The sequence below is a fragment of the Candidatus Rokuibacteriota bacterium genome (genome assembly GCA_030647435.1).
Classification (GTDB): Bacteria; Methylomirabilota; Methylomirabilia; order Rokubacteriales; family CSP1-6; genus AR37.
Genome location: JAUSJX010000105.1, coordinates 1 through 20,389 on the forward strand (window position 1 = coordinate 1; position 20,389 = coordinate 20,389).

26 protein-coding genes and 2 pseudogenes are annotated in these 20,389 nt (G+C 69.3%); 13 read left to right on the forward strand and 15 right to left on the reverse strand.

The annotated features are described in order from the left end of the window. The first annotated feature begins 103 nt into the window (after nt 1-103). Together Q7W02_18380 and Q7W02_18385 are read left to right on the forward strand one after the other, a co-directional pair. A complete protein-coding gene (locus Q7W02_18380) occupies nt 104-517 on the forward strand; it encodes a hypothetical protein (protein ID MDO8478127.1) in 414 nt (137 codons plus the stop codon). A 473-nt stretch (nt 518-990) separates the two neighbouring features. Continuing rightward, nucleotides 991-1,437, forward strand: coding sequence for a methyltransferase domain-containing protein (locus Q7W02_18385; protein MDO8478128.1), 447 nt, complete (start codon nt 991-993; stop codon nt 1,435-1,437). Between the two features lie 150 nt (nt 1,438-1,587). Here Q7W02_18385 and Q7W02_18390 read toward each other — a convergent pair whose 3' ends face one another. From Q7W02_18390 to Q7W02_18435, 10 genes are all read right to left on the reverse strand, one after another. Further along, nucleotides 1,588-2,478: a cation diffusion facilitator family transporter gene (locus Q7W02_18390; GenBank protein ID MDO8478129.1), complete on the reverse strand. Its 891-nt coding sequence runs from the start codon at nt 2,476-2,478 to the stop codon at nt 1,588-1,590. A gap of 3 nt (nt 2,479-2,481) precedes the next feature. Next, complete coding sequence (locus Q7W02_18395) at nt 2,482-3,771, reverse strand: metal ABC transporter permease (protein ID MDO8478130.1); 1,290 nt, start codon at nt 3,769-3,771, stop codon at nt 2,482-2,484. Between the two features lie 4 nt (nt 3,772-3,775). Further along, on the reverse strand, nt 3,776-4,519 hold the full coding sequence (locus Q7W02_18400) for a metal ABC transporter ATP-binding protein (GenBank protein MDO8478131.1): 744 nt from the start codon (nt 4,517-4,519) through the stop codon (nt 3,776-3,778). After that, nucleotides 4,519-5,121 carry a phosphatase PAP2 family protein gene (locus Q7W02_18405; protein MDO8478132.1) on the reverse strand — a complete coding sequence of 201 codons (603 nt, stop codon included), beginning with the start codon at nt 5,119-5,121 and terminating at the stop codon, nt 4,519-4,521. The genes Q7W02_18400 and Q7W02_18405 overlap by 1 nt, the downstream gene beginning before the upstream one ends. Nucleotides 5,122-5,351: 230 nt before the next feature. Next, entirely contained in the window at nt 5,352-6,236 is an 885-nt protein-coding gene (locus Q7W02_18410; protein ID MDO8478133.1) for a zinc ABC transporter substrate-binding protein, read from the reverse strand. After that, nucleotides 6,233-7,174, reverse strand: coding sequence for a Rieske 2Fe-2S domain-containing protein (locus Q7W02_18415; GenBank protein MDO8478134.1), 942 nt, complete (start codon nt 7,172-7,174; stop codon nt 6,233-6,235). The genes Q7W02_18410 and Q7W02_18415 overlap by 4 nt, the downstream gene beginning before the upstream one ends. Nucleotides 7,175-7,265: 91 nt before the next feature. Then, the gene (locus tag Q7W02_18420) at nt 7,266-7,646 is read right to left on the reverse strand and encodes a copper-binding protein (GenBank protein ID MDO8478135.1); all 381 of its coding nucleotides are present in this window, start codon (nt 7,644-7,646) and stop codon (nt 7,266-7,268) included. Continuing rightward, nucleotides 7,646-9,664, reverse strand: a complete 2,019-nt coding sequence (locus Q7W02_18425) for a CopD family protein (GenBank protein ID MDO8478136.1) — start codon at nt 9,662-9,664, stop codon at nt 7,646-7,648. The genes Q7W02_18420 and Q7W02_18425 overlap by 1 nt, the downstream gene beginning before the upstream one ends. Further along, nucleotides 9,661-10,056: a copper resistance protein CopC gene (locus Q7W02_18430; protein MDO8478137.1), complete on the reverse strand. Its 396-nt coding sequence runs from the start codon at nt 10,054-10,056 to the stop codon at nt 9,661-9,663. The genes Q7W02_18425 and Q7W02_18430 overlap by 4 nt, the downstream gene beginning before the upstream one ends. Next, on the reverse strand, nt 10,053-10,253 hold the full coding sequence (locus Q7W02_18435) for a hypothetical protein (protein ID MDO8478138.1): 201 nt from the start codon (nt 10,251-10,253) through the stop codon (nt 10,053-10,055). Before Q7W02_18435 ends, Q7W02_18430 begins: the two co-directional genes overlap by 4 nt. Nucleotides 10,254-10,276: 23 nt before the next feature. On the opposite strand from Q7W02_18435, the gene Q7W02_18440 reads away from it, so the two are divergent. The 3 genes from Q7W02_18440 (at nt 10,277) to Q7W02_18450 (ending at nt 12,020) form a co-directional block, all read left to right on the forward strand. Continuing rightward, the gene (locus Q7W02_18440) at nt 10,277-11,002 is read left to right on the forward strand and encodes an HAD-IA family hydrolase (protein ID MDO8478139.1); all 726 of its coding nucleotides are present in this window, start codon (nt 10,277-10,279) and stop codon (nt 11,000-11,002) included. Continuing rightward, the gene (locus tag Q7W02_18445) at nt 10,999-11,121 is read left to right on the forward strand and encodes a hypothetical protein (GenBank protein ID MDO8478140.1); all 123 of its coding nucleotides are present in this window, start codon (nt 10,999-11,001) and stop codon (nt 11,119-11,121) included. The genes Q7W02_18440 and Q7W02_18445 overlap by 4 nt, the downstream gene beginning before the upstream one ends. 329 nt (nt 11,122-11,450) lie before the next feature. After that, on the forward strand, nt 11,451-12,020 hold the full coding sequence (locus Q7W02_18450) for a PD-(D/E)XK nuclease family protein (GenBank protein MDO8478141.1): 570 nt from the start codon (nt 11,451-11,453) through the stop codon (nt 12,018-12,020). Nucleotides 12,021-12,067: 47 nt separating this feature from the next. Here the strand turns inward: Q7W02_18450 and Q7W02_18455 are convergent. From Q7W02_18455 to Q7W02_18475, 5 genes and pseudogenes are all read right to left on the reverse strand, one after another. After that, nucleotides 12,068-13,059, reverse strand: a pseudogene (locus Q7W02_18455) (inorganic phosphate transporter). A 93-nt stretch (nt 13,060-13,152) separates the two neighbouring features. Further along, a pseudogene (locus Q7W02_18460) lies at nt 13,153-13,506 on the reverse strand (cytochrome c maturation protein CcmE). 15 nt (nt 13,507-13,521) lie between these two features. After that, on the reverse strand, nt 13,522-14,016 hold the full coding sequence (locus Q7W02_18465) for a universal stress protein (GenBank protein ID MDO8478142.1): 495 nt from the start codon (nt 14,014-14,016) through the stop codon (nt 13,522-13,524). An 18-nt stretch (nt 14,017-14,034) separates the two neighbouring features. Then, complete coding sequence (locus Q7W02_18470; GenBank protein MDO8478143.1) at nt 14,035-15,258, reverse strand: sodium:calcium antiporter; 1,224 nt, start codon at nt 15,256-15,258, stop codon at nt 14,035-14,037. Nucleotides 15,259-15,440: 182 nt separating this feature from the next. Beyond that, nucleotides 15,441-15,704 carry a DUF1344 domain-containing protein gene (locus Q7W02_18475; protein MDO8478144.1) on the reverse strand — a complete coding sequence of 88 codons (264 nt, stop codon included), beginning with the start codon at nt 15,702-15,704 and terminating at the stop codon, nt 15,441-15,443. Between the two features lie 223 nt (nt 15,705-15,927). Between Q7W02_18475 and nhaR the strand changes: the two genes are divergently transcribed. The 8 genes from nhaR to Q7W02_18515 all read left to right on the forward strand — a co-directional run bounded on the left by nhaR (nt 15,928) and on the right by Q7W02_18515 (nt 20,077). Further along, entirely contained in the window at nt 15,928-16,830 is a 903-nt protein-coding gene (gene nhaR, locus Q7W02_18480; GenBank protein ID MDO8478145.1) for a transcriptional activator NhaR, read from the forward strand. A 400-nt stretch (nt 16,831-17,230) separates the two neighbouring features. After that, nucleotides 17,231-17,365, forward strand: coding sequence for a hypothetical protein (locus Q7W02_18485; protein ID MDO8478146.1), 135 nt, complete (start codon nt 17,231-17,233; stop codon nt 17,363-17,365). Between the two features lie 226 nt (nt 17,366-17,591). Continuing rightward, a complete protein-coding gene (locus Q7W02_18490) occupies nt 17,592-17,879 on the forward strand; it encodes a hypothetical protein (protein MDO8478147.1) in 288 nt (95 codons plus the stop codon). Between the two features lie 48 nt (nt 17,880-17,927). Next, nucleotides 17,928-18,149 (forward strand): hypothetical protein, encoded by a 222-nt coding sequence (locus Q7W02_18495; GenBank protein ID MDO8478148.1) that lies wholly within the window; start codon nt 17,928-17,930, stop codon nt 18,147-18,149. A gap of 142 nt (nt 18,150-18,291) precedes the next feature. Then, a complete protein-coding gene (locus Q7W02_18500) occupies nt 18,292-18,594 on the forward strand; it encodes a zf-TFIIB domain-containing protein (GenBank protein ID MDO8478149.1) in 303 nt (100 codons plus the stop codon). Between the two features lie 34 nt (nt 18,595-18,628). After that, nucleotides 18,629-19,504, forward strand: coding sequence for a zinc metalloprotease HtpX (gene htpX, locus Q7W02_18505; protein MDO8478150.1), 876 nt, complete (start codon nt 18,629-18,631; stop codon nt 19,502-19,504). 22 nt (nt 19,505-19,526) lie between these two features. After that, on the forward strand, nt 19,527-19,703 hold the full coding sequence (locus tag Q7W02_18510; protein ID MDO8478151.1) for a hypothetical protein: 177 nt from the start codon (nt 19,527-19,529) through the stop codon (nt 19,701-19,703). A gap of 182 nt (nt 19,704-19,885) precedes the next feature. After that, a complete protein-coding gene (locus tag Q7W02_18515) occupies nt 19,886-20,077 on the forward strand; it encodes a hypothetical protein (GenBank protein ID MDO8478152.1) in 192 nt (63 codons plus the stop codon). The last annotated feature ends 312 nt before the right edge of the window (nt 20,078-20,389 follow it).

Genomic DNA, 20,389 nt, shown 5'->3' on the forward strand with positions numbered 1-20,389 from the left:
GCCTGTGGCGCGAGATCCGCCTCTACAAGATCGCGCCCATCTCCCAGCAGATGGCGCTGAACTATCTCAGCGAGCACGTGCTCGGCCTGCCCCGCTCGTACTGATGCCGTTCACGCTCAGCACCCTCGACCACGCCTACGACACCCCCGACGGCGGCACCATCAGCAAGGTGCTGGCCGGCCTCGACGGGAAGCGCAGCCTCGTCGCGACGTTGGCGCTCGAGGAGGCGACGTATCTCCAGGCCACCGGCAGCGCCGCGACGGGCTTCACGCTCGTCTACCAGGACGGCTCGCTCGAGCATCGCTACCGGAGCGCCGAGACGACGCTGCCGCTCGCGCGGGTGTCCCAGGCGTTTCACCAGTATTTTCGCGGCGAGCCGGGCTGGCGCGAGGGCCTGCGCTGGGAAGAGGATCGGGAGAGGCTCGATGTCACGACCTGGTACGAAAGCTGGTGGATCTACCTCGCGGCGCTGCTCGTGATCACCGGTTTCTTCGTCTGGTGGCGGGGTTGGTGGTAGTTCGAGCTGAGACGCTGCCGACGAGCCGCAGGCGAGGAGAGCGGCGAGGCGAGGGCTGAGATGGTAGTTCGCGCTGAGACGCTGCCGACGAGCCGCAGGCGTGGCGGTTCGAGCTGAAGGGCGAAGCCCTGAGGCAAGAGCTGAGTAGGTCGGCGGCGAGGCGAGGGCTGAGATGGTAGTTCGCGCTGAGGCGGCAAGCGGTGAGGGGTGCATTCAAGATATAGGGAGTTGCCATTGCTGATGGACCAATGTATCGTCATAGCCGATAGTCTGGTCGGGGGCTCGCCGCTGTTTTCGATCCGTAAGGGGGTGGCCCTGTGGTCCGAATACCGGCTGATCGGGGCCTGCAGTTACGAAGCGCCGTCCAGCGGGCCTATTCCGCAGCCGCGGCTCGGCCCGAGGAAAAACACGCCTTCCCCGTTGGACGAGTCCTAGCCGAGCGACTCGGATACCCATCCGAACTTCTGGACAGCTTGCCGGCCATCGCGATCGAGGCCTTTGCCGGGGTCTCCAACGTGGCCGTCTTCGCCTCTCTCCCGCCCGGCGCCCGGGTACTTGACCTCGGCTGTGGGGCAGGCCTCGACAGCCTGATCGCGGCGCGGCGGGTAGGACCGACCGGCCGGGTGATCGGGATCGACTTCAGCGACTCCATGCTGACCAGGGCGGGACAGGCCGCGGCCGCACTCGGGGTCAACGTGACCTTTTGTCGCGGAGATGCGGAGCACCTCCCGCTGGAGCCCGGATCGATTGACGTGGCGCTCGTCAACGGTATCTTCAACCTCAACCCGGCCCGTACCCAGATCTTTCGGGAACTCGCGAGGGTGGTGCGGCCTGGTGGCGTCGTCTATGCTGCAGAGCTGATCGCGCAGGAGACCGTGACCACATCGGGCACGTTCACGGAAGCCGAGTGGTTTGCCTGAATTGCCGGGGCGAAGGAAGGCGGCGCCTTCCTGGATGAGTTTCGAGAGCAAGGGTTTCGCGAGGTCACGATCTTGCGGGCCACGCGCAATGCTCGATGCAAGGACCCCCGGGTCATAGCTGCCGAGATCTGCGCCAGCCGGTGAGAGGTGCTATGAGCGCGGCATGATCTGGAGGAGTGACGGCGATTCGGTTTCGATCTGGATGGTGGTGTGGTCGATGCCGAAGCGGGAGTGGAGCACCACGTGCAGCTCGTCCAGGATCCGGTCCGGAGGCGTCCCCGGCTCCACCTCGACGTGGGCGCTCATGGCCTCGCGCCCCGACGTGAGTGTCCAGACGTGGAGATCGTGCACCCGCTTGACTCCCTGGGCGCTGCGGAGCGCCGTCTCGATCTCCGCCAGGTCGAGGTGGGCCGGCACACCCTCGAGCAGCACGTTGACCGCCTGCTTGAGCAGCGCGAAGGTGCGCGGCAGAATCAGGAGCCCGATGGCGGCGCTCGCCAACGCGTCCGCCGCAGTCCAGCCCGTGACCAGGATGACCGCCGCCGCCATGATTACCGCCGCTGAGGAGAGCGCGTCGCCCAGCACCTCGAGGTAGGCCCCGCGGACGTTCAAGCTCTCGGCGGCGCCGGCGTGGAGCAGCCACGCCGCCAGCAGGTTGACGCCGAGCGCCGCCACCGCGACCACCAGCACCGGTCCCGCCGAGACTTCGTGGGGCACCCGCAGGCGCTCCCATGCCTCGACCAGGATGACGATGGCCAGCACGCAGAGGACAACGCCGTTGACGAGAGCCGCCAGAATCTCGACGCGGTAGTACCCGTACGTCTTCTCCGCCGTGGCCGGCTTCTCGGCGAACCAGACGGCGAGGAGCGAGAACCCCACCCCCGCCGCGTCGACGAAGAGGTGGGCCGCGTCGGCGAGGAGCGCGAGCGAGTTCGCCCACCAGCCGACGACGACCTGCACCACCATGAAAGACGCGCTGAGCGCGAAGACCACCCAGAGGCGATGCTTGTGACGCGAGGAATGCGTGTGGCGGTGGTGCACGGCCTATTTGGCGGCCGGGACCAGCAGGCGCGCTTCTCCCTGGCGGACGCCCTGGCTCTCGTAGAAGCCCGCCCGGGCCTCGAGCGCGAAGCGGAAGTCGCCCATCGGGCCGTACAGCGCGGTGGGGCTCGGGTCCATCTTGAGGATGGAGAAGATGGTGCCGTTCGCTTTCACGAAGGCGATGTCGAGGGCGGCCGGGACATTCTGCATGTGGAACTGGGTGTAGATCTCGCGGCCGAAGTCGAAAAGGATGCGCGTGTTCTGGATCTCCTGGGGAGTCGAGCACTGGAAGCCTGCCGCCGCCTGCTCGGAATTCTCGGCCACCTTCACGCGGATAGCGACGGTCTTGGCGCCCACCTGGACGGTTACCATGCGGACCGGCATGGCGGCGAAGGCCGCGCGCCAGCGCTTGCACTCGCCGTCTTGCGCCGAGGCGCCCCCGGCGACCGACAGGCAGAGCAGGGTGATGGCGGCGAGGCGCGCGCGCGGGCCCCACGGCACGCGCCGGGCGAGCGACGCCAGCGCGAAGAGCAGGAGCGCCGTCAGCACTACGGCGCCGCCCGCGGCCAGGCTCAGGTAGTAGGCGGCGGTGAGGCCGATTCCGACCGAGGCGAGCGCCATCACGACGGCCACGGCCGTCGCGCGGCGGAAGCTCCGGCCGAGGGCGAAGCCCGTGAGCGTCGGAATCACGATCATGGCGCTGACGAGCAGGACTCCCACCATGCGCATGGCGACCACGGTGGTGAGCGCGGTGAGCACCGTCAGCATCAGGTTGAGCGCGGTGACGGGGACGCCGCTCGTCCGCGCCAGGTCCTCGTGGAGCGTGATGGCGAAGAGCTGCCGGTAGGAGAGCAGGATGGTCGTCACCACGACGGCGCCCAAGGCCAGGATGAGCCAGACGTCCGCCGGGCTGATCGTCAGGATGCTGCCGAAGAGGATGGCGAAGAGATCGGCGTTGAAGCCGCGCGCGAGGCTGATCAGCACCACGGCCAGCGCGAAGCCTCCTGAGAGGAAGACCGCCAGCGCCGCGTCCCCCTGGAGCGCTCCGCGGGAGCGGAGCCGCTCCATGCCGAGCGCGCCGGCCACGGTCACGACGAGGGCGCCCAGGACCGGCGAGGCGCCCACGAGGAGCCCGAGCGCGACGCCCGCCAGCGCGACGTGGGCCAGGGTGTCGGCGATCAGGGAGAGCCGCCGCGGGACGAGGAATACGCCGATCAGCGGGCAGACCACGGCCATGACGGCGCCCGCCGCGAACGCGCGCTGCATGAAGCCGAACTGGAGGAAGTCGGGCATGAGGCTAGTGGTCGTGGCTCACGATGCGCACCGACGGCCCGTACAGCGCCGTCAGGGCCGCGTCGCTCAGGAAATCGCCGGGGCGGCCGTGGAAGATGAGCCGCCGGTTGAGGCAGGCGAGCTTGGTCACTTCCTTGGCGACGACGCCGATGTCATGGCTGACGAGGACGAGGGTGACCTCGCGCTCGCGGTTCAAGTGGTGGAGCATGGCGTAGAAAGAGGTCTGCGCCTCGGGGTCCACGCCGCCCGTGGGCTCGTCCAGGATGATCAGCTCGGGGTCGGAAACCAATGCGCGGGCGATCAGCACGCGCTGCTGCTGCCCGGTTGAGAGCGCGCCGATGCGCGCCCGCGCGTGCGCCTCCATGCCGACGCGGGCCAGCGCTTCGGTGACGCGCGCTCTTTGAGCCCGGCCGATACGCTGGAGGAGACCGAGGCTCGCCACGAGCCCGGAGGCCACAACCTCCTGCACGGTCACGGGCAGGGAAGGGTCGAGCGCGGCCCGCTGCGGGACATAGCCAAGTCGCCGCCACTCCCGGAATGCGGCCGGCGGCTGGCCGAAGAGCCTCACCGAGCCTTCCTGCGGCTCCAGCAAGCCCAGCATCACGCGCAAGAGCGTGGTCTTGCCCGAGCCGTTGGGGCCGATGATGCCGAGGAAGTCGCCGGGCTCGACGGTGAGGTTGATGCCGTCGAGCACGCGGACCTCTCCGTAGGAGACCCCCACGCCCTCGAGCTCGACGAAGGGGCGCATCAGGCCGCGCTCCGCCTCGCATCCCACCACGCGCCGGCCGCAGCGCAGGAGGAGCCGAGGAGAAACCCGCCCAGTACGTCCGAGGGCCAGTGGGCGTGCAGCACGAGGCGCGCGAGGCCGACGAGGACCATCATGATGGCCACCACGGCGGTGAGCCCGAGCCGCTGGACGCGACTCCACGGCTCCTTGATGGCGAAGTAGATGGCGATGACGGCGAAGGCCGCGGCCCCGGTCATGTGGCCGCTCGGAAAGCCCATGGCCGAGCCCCGCGGCCGCGTCCGCCCGACGAGGTGCTTGGCCACCTGCTCGATCACCGGCGCCCCGAGGAGCACGAGCACGATGAGCCACCAGCGCTTCCGCGCCTCGGGCGAGATGGCGAGGAGCACGAGGGAGGCGGGCAGGAGCCCCTTCCACGAGCCGAAGATGTTGACCCAGGAGAAGAAGTCGCGGACGGCCGGAGTCCGATGCGCCATGACCTCTTCGTAGAGCGTCGTATCGCCGGGCAGAAGGCCGACCGCGAAGACCAGGACTCCGAGCCCCAGGAACAGCGCGGCGCCTCCCAGGGAGAGCGCGCGCCAATGGCGGGTTGGATGTCTTGGCATGATCTCAGATTGTACTCGAAGAGCGCGCGGGACTCGCACCACCGGTACCGGACGGCGCAGGCTGGCGAGAAGGGTCCAGATGCGAGGCGGCGCCCCGCAGTTCGAGTTGAGCGGCCGTTGCTGGTCGCGAGACGAGGGCTGAGTAGATCCGCGGGCGAGGCGTACTTTCTGTACGTTGAGCCCGAAGCCGAGGGCGCCAACGAAGCAGATGGGCCCTTATCGTCAGCCTGCTAGCGGCAGCCGAGGCCGTCGCGGAGGCTCGCGAGGTTGGCCATCATGAGGTCGAGATAGCCCTTGCCCGCCGCCGCCTCCTCGCGGGTGAGGCCTTCGATCGGGTTCAGCACCAGGGTCCGGGCGCCGATCTCACGGGCCAGGGTGTCGGCCAGCCGCCGGCTCACCAGCGTCTCGAAGAAGACGACCTCGACCTTGCGCTCCCGCGCGAGGCGCACGACGGCGGCGAGCGCGGCCGGGCTCGGCTCGGACTCGGGCGCGAGCCCCATCACGGGCAGCTGCACGAGGCGGTAGCGGCGTGTCAGGTAGCCGAAGGCCGCGTGGGAGACCACGACCTCGCGTCGCGCGCAATCGCGGAGCGCCGCCTCGAAGCGATCGTTGAGCTCGGCGAGCTTCGCGGTGAACGCGCGGGCGTTGTCGGCGTAGACGGCCGCGCCGGCCGGGTCCGCGAGAGCGAGCGCGGCCCGGATCGTCTCCACCTGCGACTGGGCCAGAACGGGATCGAGCCAGACGTGGGGATCGCCGGTCTGGAGAGGGAGGCCCGCCGTCGCGCTTATCACGGTGGTCGCGTTGCCGGCGAGGTCGGCCTGGAGCTTGAGAGCCCATGGCTCGAGGCCGGCGCCGTTGTAGACGAAGAGTCGGGCGCGGCGCACCTGCGCGATGTCCTGGGGCGAGGGCTCCCAGTCGTGAGGCTCCACGCCTGCCGGCACGAGCGAGACCACCTTCGCGCGGTTGCCCGCTACCTGACGCGCGAATTCGTGGATGGGAAAAACGCTGGCCACGACCAGCGGCTTGGTTCCGGGCTCGGGCGACTGCCGGCAGCCGGCAGTCACCAGGGGCGCGAGGGCGGCCAGCAAGAGCCAGGCGCCTGTGGTTCTCTTCACGGGGCCCGCAGATACGTCTGGTTGCCCTTGGTCACCAGCTCGTAGCGCGGCACGGAGTCAGTGAAGCCGGGCGGGCCCAGCCCCGTGCAGGGGTCGAACTGGTAGCCGTGCCACGGGCATTCGAGATAGCCGTCACGCACGACACCTTCGCCGAGCGGGCCGTTCTGGTGCGGGCAGACATTAGAGATGGCGCAGAGCGCGCCATCCTTGCGGACGACGGCGATCCGCTCCCCTTTGACGTGCACGGTGACCGCGCGCCCCTCTCCGAGCTCGGTGAAGGTGCCGAGGAGGATGAGACCGTCGGCGCCGGCGGGCGCCGGGCGATCGCCCCGGGCCTCCTTGATCGCGGCGGCAAGGTGAAGCGCCGCCACGACGAGCGCCACCAGCCACAGCAGCCCGAGGAGCCGCCACTTCACCGGCAGTTGGCCGACGAAGCGGACCGTGAAGTGGACGACGACGAGGGCGTAGCCGGCGTACACCGCCATGTGCAGGCGCTTCCAGCCTCGTGGCGTCCAGGCGTGGAGGAAGTAGTCCCACGAGGTCAGCGCCATCACCGTCAGGTTGGTGAGCGCCCCGACGCCGAAGAGCGTGAATGGTATCCGGAGGAAGGTCTGCCCCGGCAGCACCTCGAGAAGGTTCGCGGGCTTCCAGCTGTTTCCGTAGTGCATGACGACGGTCCCGTGGAACACGGCGAGCGCCCACGTGGTCACGCCGAGGTGGCGCCGGTTGTAGATGAAGCGGGTCGCCGGGCGCCAGAGCCGGGCGAGAGGGCCCAGGCTGATCGCGGCGGAGAGGAAGAGGAACGTCAGGAAGGCGGTCGCCTGGACGAGGAAGACGTCGAAATCGGGACCGCTGAAGAGGGCGCGGCCGCCGAAGAACCACGCGGCCACGATCGCGGCCAGCACGGCGTCGAAGCGCCATTTCGGGGTGAAGGTCACGGCTGCATGAAGACGATGAAGGTCACCACGGTGGCGACCACGACCAGCCACGCGATCCAGATGTGCCGGTGCAGCCGTCTGAGTTCACCGATCATGACCGCCCCTCCTTGACGAGCGCCGTGATCTGGACGTCCGGCGGGACGCCCGTGAGCGTGAAGCGCACGACGTCGCCGACGCGGGCGCGCTCGAGGACATTCGGGTTCTGAACCTTGAAGCCCATCGTCATGCCGGCCGGCATGAAGCCCGGGATCTCGTCGTGGGTCAGCACGACGACCTGGATCTCGGAGATCACCGCCCGCACGACGCCCTTGACGATCCACGTCTGCTCGCCTCCCACGAGCAGGATCCGCTGCCGGCTCTCCAGCAGCCGCCGCTCGAGACGCGGGATCTGCTGCCCCCAGGCGAGCCAGCCCACGAACACGCCCACGCCCACGGCCAGGTTGAGCAGGAGGACGACGCGCCAGAGCCGCATCAGTGCACGTGCTCGTCGGGAGGCGCGGCCACCGCGGTCTCCTGGTTGAGCGCCTGGATCTCGGCGAGCAGCACCTTGATCTCCGACCAGCCCGGTTGCGGTCCGCCCGGGAGCCACCGCGCGCGGAGATAGCCCGAGCGGTCGATCAGGAACTCCATGTGGGCGGGCATGGGCGCGTTGGGCAGGGCGCCCTCCGGAGCCCGCGTGTGCCGGAACAGGGCGTAGGTCGGGACGATGTCTTCGGCGCCCTCGGTGGCCACGGGGAACAGGATGCGGGGAGATGCCCCGATGCGCGACAGGATTTTTTCTCCACCGTCCATGGGCACGGCGATGACGGCCGCGTTGAAGCTCCGGAGATCGTTATAGGCCTGGGAGAGCTCGCTGAGTCGCGCACGCGACGAGGGCAGGGTGAACAGCACGAGCAAGACCGGCTGGCGCCCGCGGTAGGCCTTGAGACTCGTCTGCGCAGGCCCCGTCGCGAAGGTGAAGTCGGGGGCCGTCAGGCGCGGGCGCTCGGGCTCGTCCATGTCGGTGAGGCTGCGGGCCGCCTCGCCGGCCGACAGCGCGCGAAGGAAATTGATCAGGTCCCAGCGCTCGTCCTCCGAGAGCTTGGCGCCGAAGCTCGGCATGACGATGCCGAGGCCGCGCGTGAGCCACCAGAAGATATCGCCGGCCGTGTGCTCGTTGGTGTGTGGCGCTGTGAGATCCGCCGGCCGCTGAAGCAATCCCGCCGACGCGGGTCCGTCCCCGCGGCCCGTCGGGCCATGGCAGTTGGCGCAGTGGACCCGGTACAGGGAGCCGCCGTGCGCGACCGAGGCGGCGTTGTAGGGGACCGCGGGGCGCCGGTAGGTCGTCGGGTAGGCGTCAACGGCAAGCGGCGGCAAGGTTTGCTGCGCCCCGGCGACGAGCAGCACCGCCGCGCCGGCGAGCATGAGAGGGCGCCAGCGCCTGATGAGACATCCCGCGATCAAGGCCAGCACGCCGACGAGGAGGATCTGGGCGCCGATGAAGACGCGGGTCTTGACGCCGGGGAAGTTCCACGTGACGTCGGGGGCCAGACGGAAGCTGAAGGGCCAGTCGGGTGTCGTATGGCGGCCCGGTGGCGTCAACGCCAGCACCGCGGCCACGACCACGAGCGCCGCTCCAACGACGGCCTCGACCCCCACGAAACCCGCGAGGCTCCTCATGGCGGGCCGGCCCACGGTGGAGCCGTCGCCTCCCAGGCGAGGCAGCAGGCTGCCGCGGTTCCAGCCGGCCAGCCCCAGCACGGGCAGGAGCAGCGCAACCTTGAGCAGGACCAGCCGGCCGTAGCCCGTGCCCACGAGGCCGGGCACGCCGCCGACTTCGTTCCAGGCATTCCAGACGCCGGTGACGACGATGACCGTCATCACGGCGAGCGCCCAGGTCGAGAAGCGGCGCACGGCCAGAACCGCGAAGGGCCTCCCATCGGCGCCGTCCTCGCGCGAGGCCGCGACGAGGAGCAGGGCGAGGGCCGGCAAGGCCCCGAGCCAGGCGCCGGTGGCGACCAGGTGGACGGCGTTGACGAGCGCGGGCAGCACGCTACCGGGGTCCACCCCCACCGCGTGACCGGCCCATGCCGCCAGGCCCACGCCCGCGGCGGCGAGGAGTCCCGCCTCGATACGCCAGGCGAGCCAGTCGGAGGGCGACTCGTCACTCTCACGGAGGAGGACGAGGGCCGCGAGCAGCAGAAGGATCGCGTGTCGGAGGAGCCACACTGTGCCGAAGTGGGTCGCTCCAAGAAGGCGCAGCCACGCGCCGCCGTCGGCGGCGCCGTCGGCCCGGCCCGTCACGACGGTGACCTGCCATCCAAGCGCCGCCACGCCCGAGAGCAGCACGAGCGCCGCGAGCCAGCGCGTGGAGCGCGCGAGGCGTCGCTGCCACCGGCGCGCCGTCGGCTTGTCGCTTGGGCCCGCGAGGAGACTCATGGCGAGGACGCCGACGATGAGGAGGCCCGCGCCCGTGGAGAGTGCGCGGAGCGTGATGCCGAGGGCGCTCACCGCAACGCGGCCTTGACGGTGAAGGCGAAGCTCGACTCGACGACATGGCCGTCAACCGACAGCACGCGGAACCGTGCGGTGTAGCGCCCGGGGCTGAGGCCGGGAGTGCTTATCGAGAGCAGGGTCGGGTCATTCGAATCGACCGCGGCGTCGCCCGCATCCACCTGCTTGCCGGCCTCGCTCCAGACCGAAAGCTTGGCGTAGGCGGGCTCGATCCGCTCGCTGAACCAGAGCCTGACACGCTCGGGCGCGCGGGTGACCGTCGCGCTCCGTCCGGGCTCGGAGCGCACGAGCAGCGAATGCGCGGGCGCGGCCCCGCGGGAGAGCCCGCTGGCCGAGAGCGCGCCGGCCGCGGCCAGGGCGGCACACAGGATCGCGCGGCCCCGGGTCATTCGGGCCTGCGCGCGGGGCGCGCGAGCAGTCGCACGATCACGACCAGCAGCAGGACGGTGACGAAGGCCAGGCCGCCCGCCGCCAGGGCCACGGCGATGGGGCTCATCGGCGCCGACGCGAGGGGACCGCCGTGGTCGGCCGATGCGGGCGCGGCGAGCAAGAGGAGCGGGAGAGCACGGAGAAGGCGGGCGGTCATCACCGCATCATTATAATGGGGGTATGACCGCTGCCGCTCCCGGCCGGCCCCGCGCCGTCCTCTTCGACGCCGGCAACACGCTCCTGCGGATGAACTACCCGGCCATCGCCGACCACTTGAAGAGCCGAGGGCGCGAGGTCTCGATCGAGGCGATCGAGGAGGCGGAGCTTCGCGCCCGGGTGCGGCTCGACGCCGACCTCGCGCGCGGCGCCTCGACCGAGGGGCGCACGGCCCAGGACTACTACCTCGCCTACCTACTGGAAGGCCTCGGCATCACCGATTCAGACGAGATCGAGGCCGCTGCGGGCTTCCGCCGGAGCTACAACGCGCCCGCCGGGCTTTTCAATGTCGCGGACCCGGACGCGCTGGCGGCGATCCTTCGGGTGAAGGCGGCCGGCCTCGTGGCGGGCGTGGTGTCGAACTCCAACGGGTGGGCGCGTGCGCTCCTCGCCGGCGCGGGGCTCGGGGACGCGCTCGATTTCGTCATCGACTCGGCCGTCGTCGGCGTCGAGAAGCCGGATCCGAAGATCTTCCACCTGGGCCTCGAGCAGGCGGGCGTCGCCGCCCACGAGGCGGTGTATGTCGGCGATCTCTACTCGGTGGACGTGCTGGGCTCCCGCGCCGCGGGTCTCGGCTCCATCCTCCTCGACCCGCGCGGCTTCTGGGGCCCGCGCGACTGCGACACGGCCCGCGACCTTCTCGAGGCGACCGGGCTCATCCTGGGAACCATCAGAAAGGAGCAGTCATGACTCGAGCCAAGATATCGCTGCGCCGCCCGCTCCTCGCCGTCCTCGCCGCCGCCGCGCTCGTCGCGGCCGGGGCCGCGGCGGCCTGGACCGCAGCGACGGCACAGACGTACCAGCACTAGCAGGCCGCGGCGCCCGAGAAGGTCGGGTGGCTCGCGAAGCTCGCCCCCGAGGCCTGCACCGAGGCGATCCAGCGTCAGCTCCGCGGCTTCGAGACGACGATGGCCGAGGTTGCCTACTGCTACGGCGAAATGTACTGCGGCGGGGTGGACGGCAACTGGGGCTACGCCGAGCACATGCAGCGCATAGATAGGACAAACGCTGCTCCCTCGGCTCCCTGGCCGCGCGATGCAGGTGGGCGAAATGCGGCCTCCCCTGCGGGCCCCAGCCTGACACCCGGAATTGCTCGCGTCACCGGGGCGAAGGCGAGCGTCAGCACCGCGATCGCCCTATGACTCGGGCCATCCTGCGCCGGCCAATCCGCTTCGGCGAGAAGGACACGAAGGAGGGCCTCCTCGACCTGGCCTGCCGGATGCTCGAGGTGTTCCACGCCAAGCAGGAGCCCGGAACCGAGGTGGTCGGCGTCGAGCAGCCCTTCGACGTGCCGCTGATCGACCAGGAGACGGGCGAGGTGCTTGACCGCGCCCTGGCCGGCACGCTCGACCTCGTCGAGCGCGACGCCGAGGGTCGCCTCGTGGTCGTAGACCTACAAACCTCGGCGCGGAAGTATACCGACCTCCAGGTGGAGGCCTCGCTCCAGCTCTCAGTCTACAGCTACGCGACCGCGATGAACGGCCTGGCCGGCCAGGAGGATCTCAGGCTCCGCTTCGACGTGCTGACCAAGACCAAGCAGCCAGAGCTGTGTCGGTACTGGACCCAGCGCGACCGGGCGGCGAACCCCCGGCTCTTCAGGTTGGTGGCAGAGGTCCTGCATGCTATCGAAGCCGGGGTGTTCCACCCGAACCCGGGCTGGCAGTGCAAGGATTGCCCGTTCCAGAGCCGGTGCTGGGCGTGGAAGTGAGGGGGGATCTCAACCTGGAGGCGACCGGCGACCGGCCGGTCGCCTTGTCATCGCAGCAGGGTCAGCAGCTTCGCCACTCCCCACGCGATCAGGCCGCAGGCCGGAAAGGTGAGCACCCAGGCCGTCACGATCTCTCTCCCCACGCCCCAGCGGACCGCCGAGAGGCGTCGCGTGCTGCCGACGCCCATGATCGCCGTGGTGATGGTCTGGGTGGTGCTCAGCGGGATGCCGAGCCGGGAGGCCACCTCGATGGCGCTCGCGGCGCTGTCTCGGCGGCGAAGCCATGCAGCGAGTCGAGCTTGGTCAGCCGGAACCCCATCGTTTTGACGATCCTCCAGCCCCCCAGCGCCGTACCCACGCCCATCGTGAGCGCGCAGAGCAGGATGACCCATGTCGGGACAAGGAACTCGGGCAGCGCGCCGCCGAGGACCAGCGCCAGCGTGAAGACCCCGATGAACTTCTGCCCGTCGTTGGAGCCGTGGCTGAACGCCATGAACGCCGCCGAGAGGAGCTGCAGGCGTCCGAAGGCGCGGCGCAGCGTGCCGGGCCGGCGCCGCCGGAACATCCAGTAGATCAGGAGCGTGAGCGACCGCGCGCCGAAGAATCCCAGGCACGACGAGAACACCAGGCCGACGAGGACCTTCCGCCACCCGTCCCAGAGCAGAACCTCGGGGCCCGCGGCCGCAAGCCCGGCGCCGGACAGGCCGGCGATCAGCGCGTGGCTCTCGCTGGTCGGCAGCCCGTAATACCAGGCCAGCGTGCTCCAGACAATGACGGCCACCATCGCAGCCGCGACCGTGGCGAGGCTGATCGCCTGCGCCTGGACGATTCCCTTACCGATGGTCGCCGCCACTGCGGTGCCGGACATCGCGCCCAGCGTGTTCAGGACCGCCGCCATGCCGAGCGCCTGCCAGGGGCCGAGAACGCGCGTGGCGACCACCGTCGCGATGGCGTTCGGCGCATCGGTCCAGCCGTTGACGAACTCGGCGGCCTGGACCAGCACGAGAACGAGCGCGATCGGGGAGAGCAGGCTCTCCATCAGGAGGGCGGACGCCGCGGCAGGAGCTTGAGGAGCTCCCTGTATCCCGCCGGGGCGTCGTTGTGCGGCGCCTGGTACTCCTTCCGAGTGTTTGGCCATGATGAGCGTCGCCTTGAAGTGCCCGTCCGGCGTCCAGCTCCCCTCGACGACGGCGCCGCGGCCCTCGCCGAAGAGATCCGGCGGCGTTCCCTTGTGGCGCACCGGCACCGTTGACTTGCCGTCCGTGAGAGCGAAGCTCAGGTCGAGCGTGCTGGGCGTCCACGCAAGCGAGCCCGGCGCCACGAGGCCGCCCAGCCGATAGGCCTTTCCGGCGACAGGCGCCGCCAACAACTCCGCCGGCGTGACGAAGTACACGGCCGACTGGGTCACCCCCGTGCAGACTAGGTAGGCGAGCGCCAGGGCGATGACGCCGCCACCCGCCAGGAGCTTATATCCCGAGCGACGCAACCGTGTCGTCCCCGCTCATGCGAGTCTGAGCAGGTTGCGTCCACTCCGCGTCGCCTCGACTTCGCAGCGAGGCCAGACGAGCACCCCGCAGGGCGCGTCGCGGACCACCACTCGGTGGATGCTTCCAAGGACGAGGCGCTCCAGGCGCGGGCGGGTGTCCCGGCCGACGACGAGGAGATCCGCGAAGCAAGCCGTGGCGCGCTCGACGATCGTCCGTGCTGGTCCCTGGCGATCTGCCTGGGCCCAGACGGTCTCGACGCCGCGCGGGAGAGCCTGCACCAGGGTGTCGAGGGAAGCCCGGATCCTGGTCTCCTCCCCCTCCCGCCACGCGGCGAGGGCGGCGCGGTAGGCTCGGCGAGCGCAGGGGGTCAGGGAGGTGAAAGCCGGTGCCGGGACGTCGATCACCGCCAGGACACTGACGACGGCTCCGGGGGACAGCGGGAGCATACCGGGGAGCTCACGGGCCCAGTTCGGGGGCTCATAGCCGTGGACGGCGACCAGGATCCGCATGGCAGGCCCTCCTTTGGTTCATCCCTCGCCGTGGCGCGGCTGAGGAGTCGCCGGGCTGCCGACCGCGGCCTTCGAGCCGGAAGAGAAGAGGCTGAAGAGCCCGCTTCGACTTTCGCGGTTCACGGACAGGAGCCCGACGGTTAACAGGAGATAGCCGATCGCATACAGGAATCTCACTTCGGGCGACGTGAAGAAGAGCTGGGTGACGAAGAGGACGAAGAGGATCGCCGCCTCCCTCAGCGAAAAGCTGAAGCTCGCGAGGATGGCCACGGCGAAGGCGGACTGGGCCGCCGTCAGGAAGATCTCTTCGACCTGGCGAGCGTCGAGCGCCATGGTCCCCACCTCTCCGAGGGAGACGCTGTAGGCAATCGGGAGCCCGCCTACGAGCAAGGTCCACTGGTTGACCTTGGAGGACAGGAGGATCCCGATCGCGGCCGTGGCCTGCCCGCGGAGCGCGAAGAGAATCGCGACGATGAACTCGGGCGATTCGGAGGCGAGCGGCGCCAGCCACTGGATCAGGAGGAACTCCTCGATCCCGAAGCGCTTGCCGCTGGCGATGAGGGACTCGGCGAACGGCTCGGCGGCGAGGAAGATCGTCAGCCCGGCGAACAGAAACATGGCGACGGTGGCCGCCCGGCGGGGGAAGGGCGAGAGGCGGGCGAGCATCACTGCAGGACCGTTGAGCTCCGGCTCGTGAACGGGCTGCCGGATCGCGGCCCGGACGTAGAAGACGAAGATCGTCAGCAGAACGATCGAGTCCACGACGGAGAGGCTGCCCTTGAGCGGGATCACGAAGGAGTACGCCGTGGCGAGCGAGAGGTAGAAGAGCTCGCTCGAGTGGGCGGCTTCGAGCCTGACCTCCCGATGCCGGAACTTGAGCCACGCCGTGAAGACGACCGCCGCCCAGCCCAGGCCGATCAGCAGACGGTTCGCCCCGGTCATGTTCGCCGTGGCGTACGCGATGTAGTGCGGCTCCTTGGCGGCCATCCAGGCGAGGTAGAGATCCACTGCGTACTCGGGCATGACGGCGATGAGGGCGAGGGCGGCGAGGGCGAGGCTCCGGGGAACATCGATCTGCGCCAGCTCCGCTGCCCAGGAGAGGAGGAAAGCGGCGCCGAAGATGCTCAGCCCGGAGGCGAGAGCCTCCCACGACGGGGCGAGGTGGACTCCGCTCGCCCGGAGCAGAATCCACTGGAGCCCGAGCCCCACGGATCCGACGAGCCAGATGGTGTCCCTAGTCAAGCGCTTGATGCCTCCATGTCAGTGATGTCCCCCCGCGAGGAACACGTAGACCCATGCGGCCCATGCCGGGCTCGCGTCGCCTCCGCTGCCTCGGCCCGGCCTGCGGGGGTGCCGCAGGCCGGGCCCGCCGATCAACGCGACCGCCTAGGCGTTGCGGCGCGACGGACCACGGACGGTCGAGATCACTCGGAGACCTTGAGAGTCGTCGCGATCTTCTTGCCGTCCCGCTCCTCGTAGGCGCCCTCGACGGCCACCCCTTCCTTGAGGGTCTCGATCGGGAAGCCCTCAGCCACCCACACGTGGGTGCCGTCCTCGAGGACGAAGTGCCGCTCGCTATGGTTAACTGTCTGGATCTTCCCCGCGATCTGTCCGGCCCACCCGCTAGAAACCGAGAGCGCGAAGAGCAGGGCTGTTCCAACCAGGACGGCGACGAAGGTCTTGCGCATGGGGTACCCACCTTTCTTGTCCTGCGTTCACGTCGAGCATTCGCCAATCCGCCGGGTGTTCGTTGGTGCTCGTTTCCAACGCAGCCGAGCGAGAGGCCCCAGCAACTGCATGTGCCTCCAGACGTCCCGGCGGCTGAGCCCTTACAATGAGGTCGGCGGGCCGTGGGTCAAATTAGAAAAGTCAGAACGGATCGTTCCAAATAACCGTGGTACAGTCGCCGCTATGGAGTGGCTGAACTACCATCACCTCTTCTACTTCTGGACGGTGGCGCGGGAAGGCAGCATCGCGCGCGCGAGCACGACGCTGCGGCTCGCGCAGCCGACGATCAGCGCGCAGATCGCCACCCTCGAGCGCGCGCTGGGCGAGAAGCTCTTCACCCGCACCGGCCGCCGGCTCAAGCTCACCGAGACGGGCCAGATGACGCTCCGTTACGCCGATCAGATCTTCACGCTCGGCCGCGAGCTGCTCACGGTAATCCGCAGCCAGCCGTCCGTCCGACCGCTCACGCTCCACGTCGGAGTCGCGGAGACCATGCCCAAGCTTATCGTCTATCGCATGCTCGAGCCCGCCCTACGCCTCCCGGCGCCGGTCCGCGTCGTCTGCCGGGAAGACCGCCCCGAACGCTTGCTGGCGGATCTGGCCGTCCAGGATCTCGACGTCGTCCTCACGGATGTGCCCGCGGGGCCGGGCGTCAAGGTCCGCGTCTTTCACCACCCCCTCGGGGAGTGCGGCGTCTCGTTCTTCGCCGCGCCGCGGCTGGCCGCGGCCTACCGGCGGCGTTTCCCTCGGGCGCTTGACGGCGCCCCGTTCCTCCTGCCCCGCGACGGCTCCCCCCTGCGCGCGGCCCTCGAGCGCTGGTTTGCGGATTCGGGCGTGCGGCCGCGGATCGTCGGCGAGTTCGACGACAGCGCGCTCCTGAAGGTGTTCGGCCAGTCGGGCGTCGGCGTGTTCGCGGCCCCGAGCGCGATCGAGGCGCAGGTGCGCCGGCAATACGGCGTGCGCGCGATCGGTCGGGCCGAGGAGGTTCGCGAGCGCTTCTACGCCATCACGCTCGACCGGAAGGTCACGCATCCGGCCGTCGTCGCCATCTGCGAGGCGGCCCGCGACCGGCTCTTCGCCGAATAGACGGCACGCCTCCATGCGGACCACCAGGGCCCCATCGTGAGCAGCGACGGCCGCATCCGCCCCCCATTCCGGCGGACTCTGTCCCCGCCCACGCTCGAGCTGCGATCCGCCCTGGGACAGTGGCTGATGGATGAAGGCCGGCGCGCCCTGAGCCCCGCGCGCCGAAGGCCGCCGAGATCCGGCGATACTACCGGGTCGACGAGCCGCTCGCTTTCGTGGACGTGACCCTGGCCGACGACCGCAGCGACTTCCTGCCTCCGCTGGAGGTGGAGGTGCGGCGCGAGGGAGGGGACTACGTCGTCGAGGTCCACGGGGCCATCGCCATCGCCAACACCATCGCCTATCTCTCCGAGATGGCCGATCCGATCAGCATCTTCCTGAGCCTCACCCGGCAGAACCCATGCGGCAGGCCTTCCGGTTCCTGCTGCTCGGTGAGGGCGAGACCGGCCTCCTCGCCTGCGCCATCCTGCTGCGCTACTGGGGATGGACGGCCGAGGATGACGTGCCGGCCCGGATGCACCTGATGTGCGACTGAGCCCGCCCGTCCGAAGGGCGAAACCGATATGTTGTTAGCAAGTGAATTGACCGCTTGGGTGCCGACATCGATTTCGTTTTTTGAATGGTTCCGTTCAACTTTTTCGACTTTCGCTTAGCCTCCTTGGCGGTTATACAGGGAGCACGCTCCTGGGAAGCTAGCTGCCACGACTGGATCCCGGGCCCGAATGTCGTGAAGGGACGAGCGGACCTCAACGGAGGACGGGATGACTCTACTCGACGAGCTTCGAGAAACGGGCCGGATGGCGTGGACGGACCAGCTCCGGGGATGGCTGGCGTCTCCGGAGGACATCGTGGACGCGCTCACAAGTGAGGGCTTCGAGGAATGCAAGCGAGCGATGGCCTGGACCCGCAGCGGAGAAGCGATGAGAGGCATCTGGCAGGGTCAAAACCTGCGGACGGGCGCTGTGGCGTGCGCGATCTGGGTCAATCGCGACGATCCGCATCGGGCGCTTGTGTTCCTGCACATCGACGGAGAGCCCCTTGCCGCGTGAGGTGACTAGCCCCTGCCGAAACCTACCGCTTCAATAAGGAGTTAACGCATGGCGATCAGCAAGAAGGCTTCAATCCGAAAGACATCGCCGGAGCGAGAAGCCGCCGGCCAGCAGGCCGCAGTTCGCAGCGCCCAGCGCCAGAAGGCCGTGAGCGCTGCGGCGAGCGAGACGCAGAACATATGGCAGTTCGCCAAGACCCGCACAAGGGCTATCCAGGCTCACACGCAGGCACGAGGGCAGCGGCAGCAAGCCAAGCGCGATTCCCGCTGAGAACGAAGAAGCCCCGCGGCGGCCTGCCCGTGGCCGTGTCCCATACGGGAGCCATGAGCAGAACATCGCGTTCGACCGCGTGTAGGAGATGCTGGGTCCCGACCTCGCGGAGACTCGCTCCAGGATGCAAGGAGGACGGCCCATGCCGGTGAAGCCGACAGATCAGGAAGACGAGTACTTTGCCCGGCTCGAGTTCGAGCGACGAAAGAAGGCGCTCGACGAGCGGGAGACCCAGGGGGCCGAAGAAGAACGGCTTCGCATCCTGGCCGTGGCCGGCGGACGCTGCCCGAAGTGCGGCGCCGAGCTGATCCCCGTCCCCTACCGGGGCATCGAGCTGGACAAGTGCTCGCGCTGCCAGGGGGTGTGGCTGGACTTTGGCGAGCTCGATCAGGTGACGGCTGAGGACACAGGCTTCCTCGGGAGCGTCCGGAGGATCTTCAGTTGACTTCGAAACCGATGAAATGCCGAAGGGGGCGACGATGAACCGGATGAAGACCGTCATGTTGCTGGCAACGCTGACCGCCGTGCTGCTGTGGGCCGGCGACGCCCTCGGCGGACAGGCAGGGCTGCTCACGGCGCTCGTCTTCGCCGGGGTCATGAACTTCGGCGCCTACTGGTGGTCGGATCGGCTGATCCTGCGCATGTTCAATGCGCAGGAGGTGACGGAGCGAGAGGCGCCCGCGCTGCACCACCTCGTTCGCGACCTGGCGCGGCGCGGCGGGATTCCCATGCCGCGCGTCTACCTCATCCCCGAGGCGGCCCCGAACGCCTTCGCCACGGGGCGGAACCCGCAGCACGCGGCCGTCGCGGTGACGGAAGGGCTGATGCGGGTGCTCGAGCGCGAGGAGCTGGAGGGCGTCATCGCGCACGAGCTCGGGCACGTGAAGAACCGCGACACGCTGATCATGACGGTCGCCGCGACGATCGCCGGCGCGGTCAGCATGCTGGCTCACCTCGGCCACATGGCGTTCCTCTTCGGCGGTAGTCGGTCTTCCGGCGAGCGTGAAGAAGGCGGGAGCCATCCGCTTGCCGCCCTGCTCGGCATCATCGTGGCCCCGATCGCGGCGATGTTGATCCAGGCGGCCATCTCGCGGTCGCGGGAATTCCTCGCCGACGAGGCCGGGGCGCGGCTCTCCCGCAACCCGCGGGCCCTGGCGAGCGCGCTCAAGAAGATCGAGGTCCTGAGCCGCGCCCGACCGATGACCGTCGGCTCGCCGGCCACAGCGCACCTCTTCATCGTCAACCCGTTCTCCGGGGGCGGCGTGCTGCGCCTGTTCAGCACGCACCCTTCGACGGAGCAACGCGTGGCACGCCTCGAGCTCCTGGTCCGAGAGGGCCTGGCGTCATTGCGGTAGGGGTGGGCGGCACGTGCTCCGCGTGAGCGCCGGCATCGCGCTGATCGTCGTTGGCGTGATCGGCGTAGTCCTCCCGGTCATCCCCGGCATCCCGTTGCTCGCCGCGGGGCTCGCGCTCGTGGCGCCCGATCACCCCCTGATTCGGTGGGGTCGCGTCCGGTTGGCGCGGTGGTTCGGGGGCACGGGGGGACCACGATGAAGCGGCCCGTACGACACGCGAGGGCGACGCCTGGATCAACGATTCTCGGCCACTGAGGGCGCCGCGTTATGGGGGGTTCTTCGGGAATAAAGATATGCAGCGCGCGATGGACAAGCAGGCCGAGGCCGAGCGCGAGCGCCGGATCAAGGTCATCGGCCGAGGTTGCCTACCGCTACGGCGAAATGTACTGGGGCGGGGTGGACGGCAACTGGGGCTACGCCGAGCACATGCACGAGGAGCTGGGCAAGGCGATCGAGCTCGGGCTCGAGCGGCGGCCGCAGTACCGCCAGAACGCGGAGACGTTCGTGCTCAAGACGACGCTGCCCCAGGTCGGCGAGGCGATCAAGAAGAAGGATCAGGCGCCAGGCTGCTGAAAAAGGCCCATCTGCTTCGTTGGCGCCCTCGGCCGCACGCTCGTGGCCGTTCGAGCTGAGGGGCGGAGCCCCGAGGCGAGGGCTGAGACAGTCTTAAGCCTCGCGTGCAGCCGTCGGGCGCCGCCTCGCATCTGGACATTTTTGAGCAGCCTGAAGAGCCGCTCGCCGCTGCCTAGTACTACTGTGTTAGAAAAGTTAGGGGAATCGCGGGGTGTCCTGGCAGGCTGGACGTATGCCTACCTCCGAGACGGCACGGGCCCACCGCTTCGCTACCTATGTGGACCACCTCGCCACCGCCCTCGGCCACCGGGA

Coding starts and splice junctions, on each gene's coding strand:
- nhaR (MDO8478145.1), top strand. CDS start 15,928: ATGGAGTGGCTGAACTACCATCACCTCTTCTACTTCTGGACGGTGGCG.
- Q7W02_18515 (MDO8478152.1), top strand. CDS start 19,886: ATGTACTGGGGCGGGGTGGACGGCAACTGGGGCTACGCCGAGCACATG.
- Q7W02_18495 (MDO8478148.1), top strand. CDS start 17,928: ATGGCGATCAGCAAGAAGGCTTCAATCCGAAAGACATCGCCGGAGCGA.
- Q7W02_18400 (MDO8478131.1), bottom strand. CDS start 4,519: ATGCGCCCCTTCGTCGAGCTCGAGGGCGTGGGGGTCTCCTACGGAGAG.
- Q7W02_18420 (MDO8478135.1), bottom strand. CDS start 7,646: ATGCGGCTCTGGCGCGTCGTCCTCCTGCTCAACCTGGCCGTGGGCGTG.
- Q7W02_18490 (MDO8478147.1), top strand. CDS start 17,592: ATGACTCTACTCGACGAGCTTCGAGAAACGGGCCGGATGGCGTGGACG.
- Q7W02_18465 (MDO8478142.1), bottom strand. CDS start 14,016: ATGCGGATCCTGGTCGCCGTCCACGGCTATGAGCCCCCGAACTGGGCC.
- Q7W02_18445 (MDO8478140.1), top strand. CDS start 10,999: ATGACTCGAGCCAAGATATCGCTGCGCCGCCCGCTCCTCGCCGTCCTC.
- Q7W02_18485 (MDO8478146.1), top strand. CDS start 17,231: ATGCGGCAGGCCTTCCGGTTCCTGCTGCTCGGTGAGGGCGAGACCGGC.
- Q7W02_18395 (MDO8478130.1), bottom strand. CDS start 3,771: ATGCCCGACTTCCTCCAGTTCGGCTTCATGCAGCGCGCGTTCGCGGCG.
- Q7W02_18440 (MDO8478139.1), top strand. CDS start 10,277: ATGACCGCTGCCGCTCCCGGCCGGCCCCGCGCCGTCCTCTTCGACGCC.
- Q7W02_18450 (MDO8478141.1), top strand. CDS start 11,451: ATGACTCGGGCCATCCTGCGCCGGCCAATCCGCTTCGGCGAGAAGGAC.
- Q7W02_18430 (MDO8478137.1), bottom strand. CDS start 10,056: ATGACCCGGGGCCGCGCGATCCTGTGTGCCGCCCTGGCCGCGGCCGGC.
- Q7W02_18380 (MDO8478127.1), top strand. CDS start 104: ATGCCGTTCACGCTCAGCACCCTCGACCACGCCTACGACACCCCCGAC.
- htpX (MDO8478150.1), top strand. CDS start 18,629: ATGAACCGGATGAAGACCGTCATGTTGCTGGCAACGCTGACCGCCGTG.
- Q7W02_18500 (MDO8478149.1), top strand. CDS start 18,292: ATGCCGGTGAAGCCGACAGATCAGGAAGACGAGTACTTTGCCCGGCTC.
- Q7W02_18475 (MDO8478144.1), bottom strand. CDS start 15,704: ATGCGCAAGACCTTCGTCGCCGTCCTGGTTGGAACAGCCCTGCTCTTC.
- Q7W02_18405 (MDO8478132.1), bottom strand. CDS start 5,121: ATGCCAAGACATCCAACCCGCCATTGGCGCGCGCTCTCCCTGGGAGGC.
- Q7W02_18435 (MDO8478138.1), bottom strand. CDS start 10,253: ATGACCGCCCGCCTTCTCCGTGCTCTCCCGCTCCTCTTGCTCGCCGCG.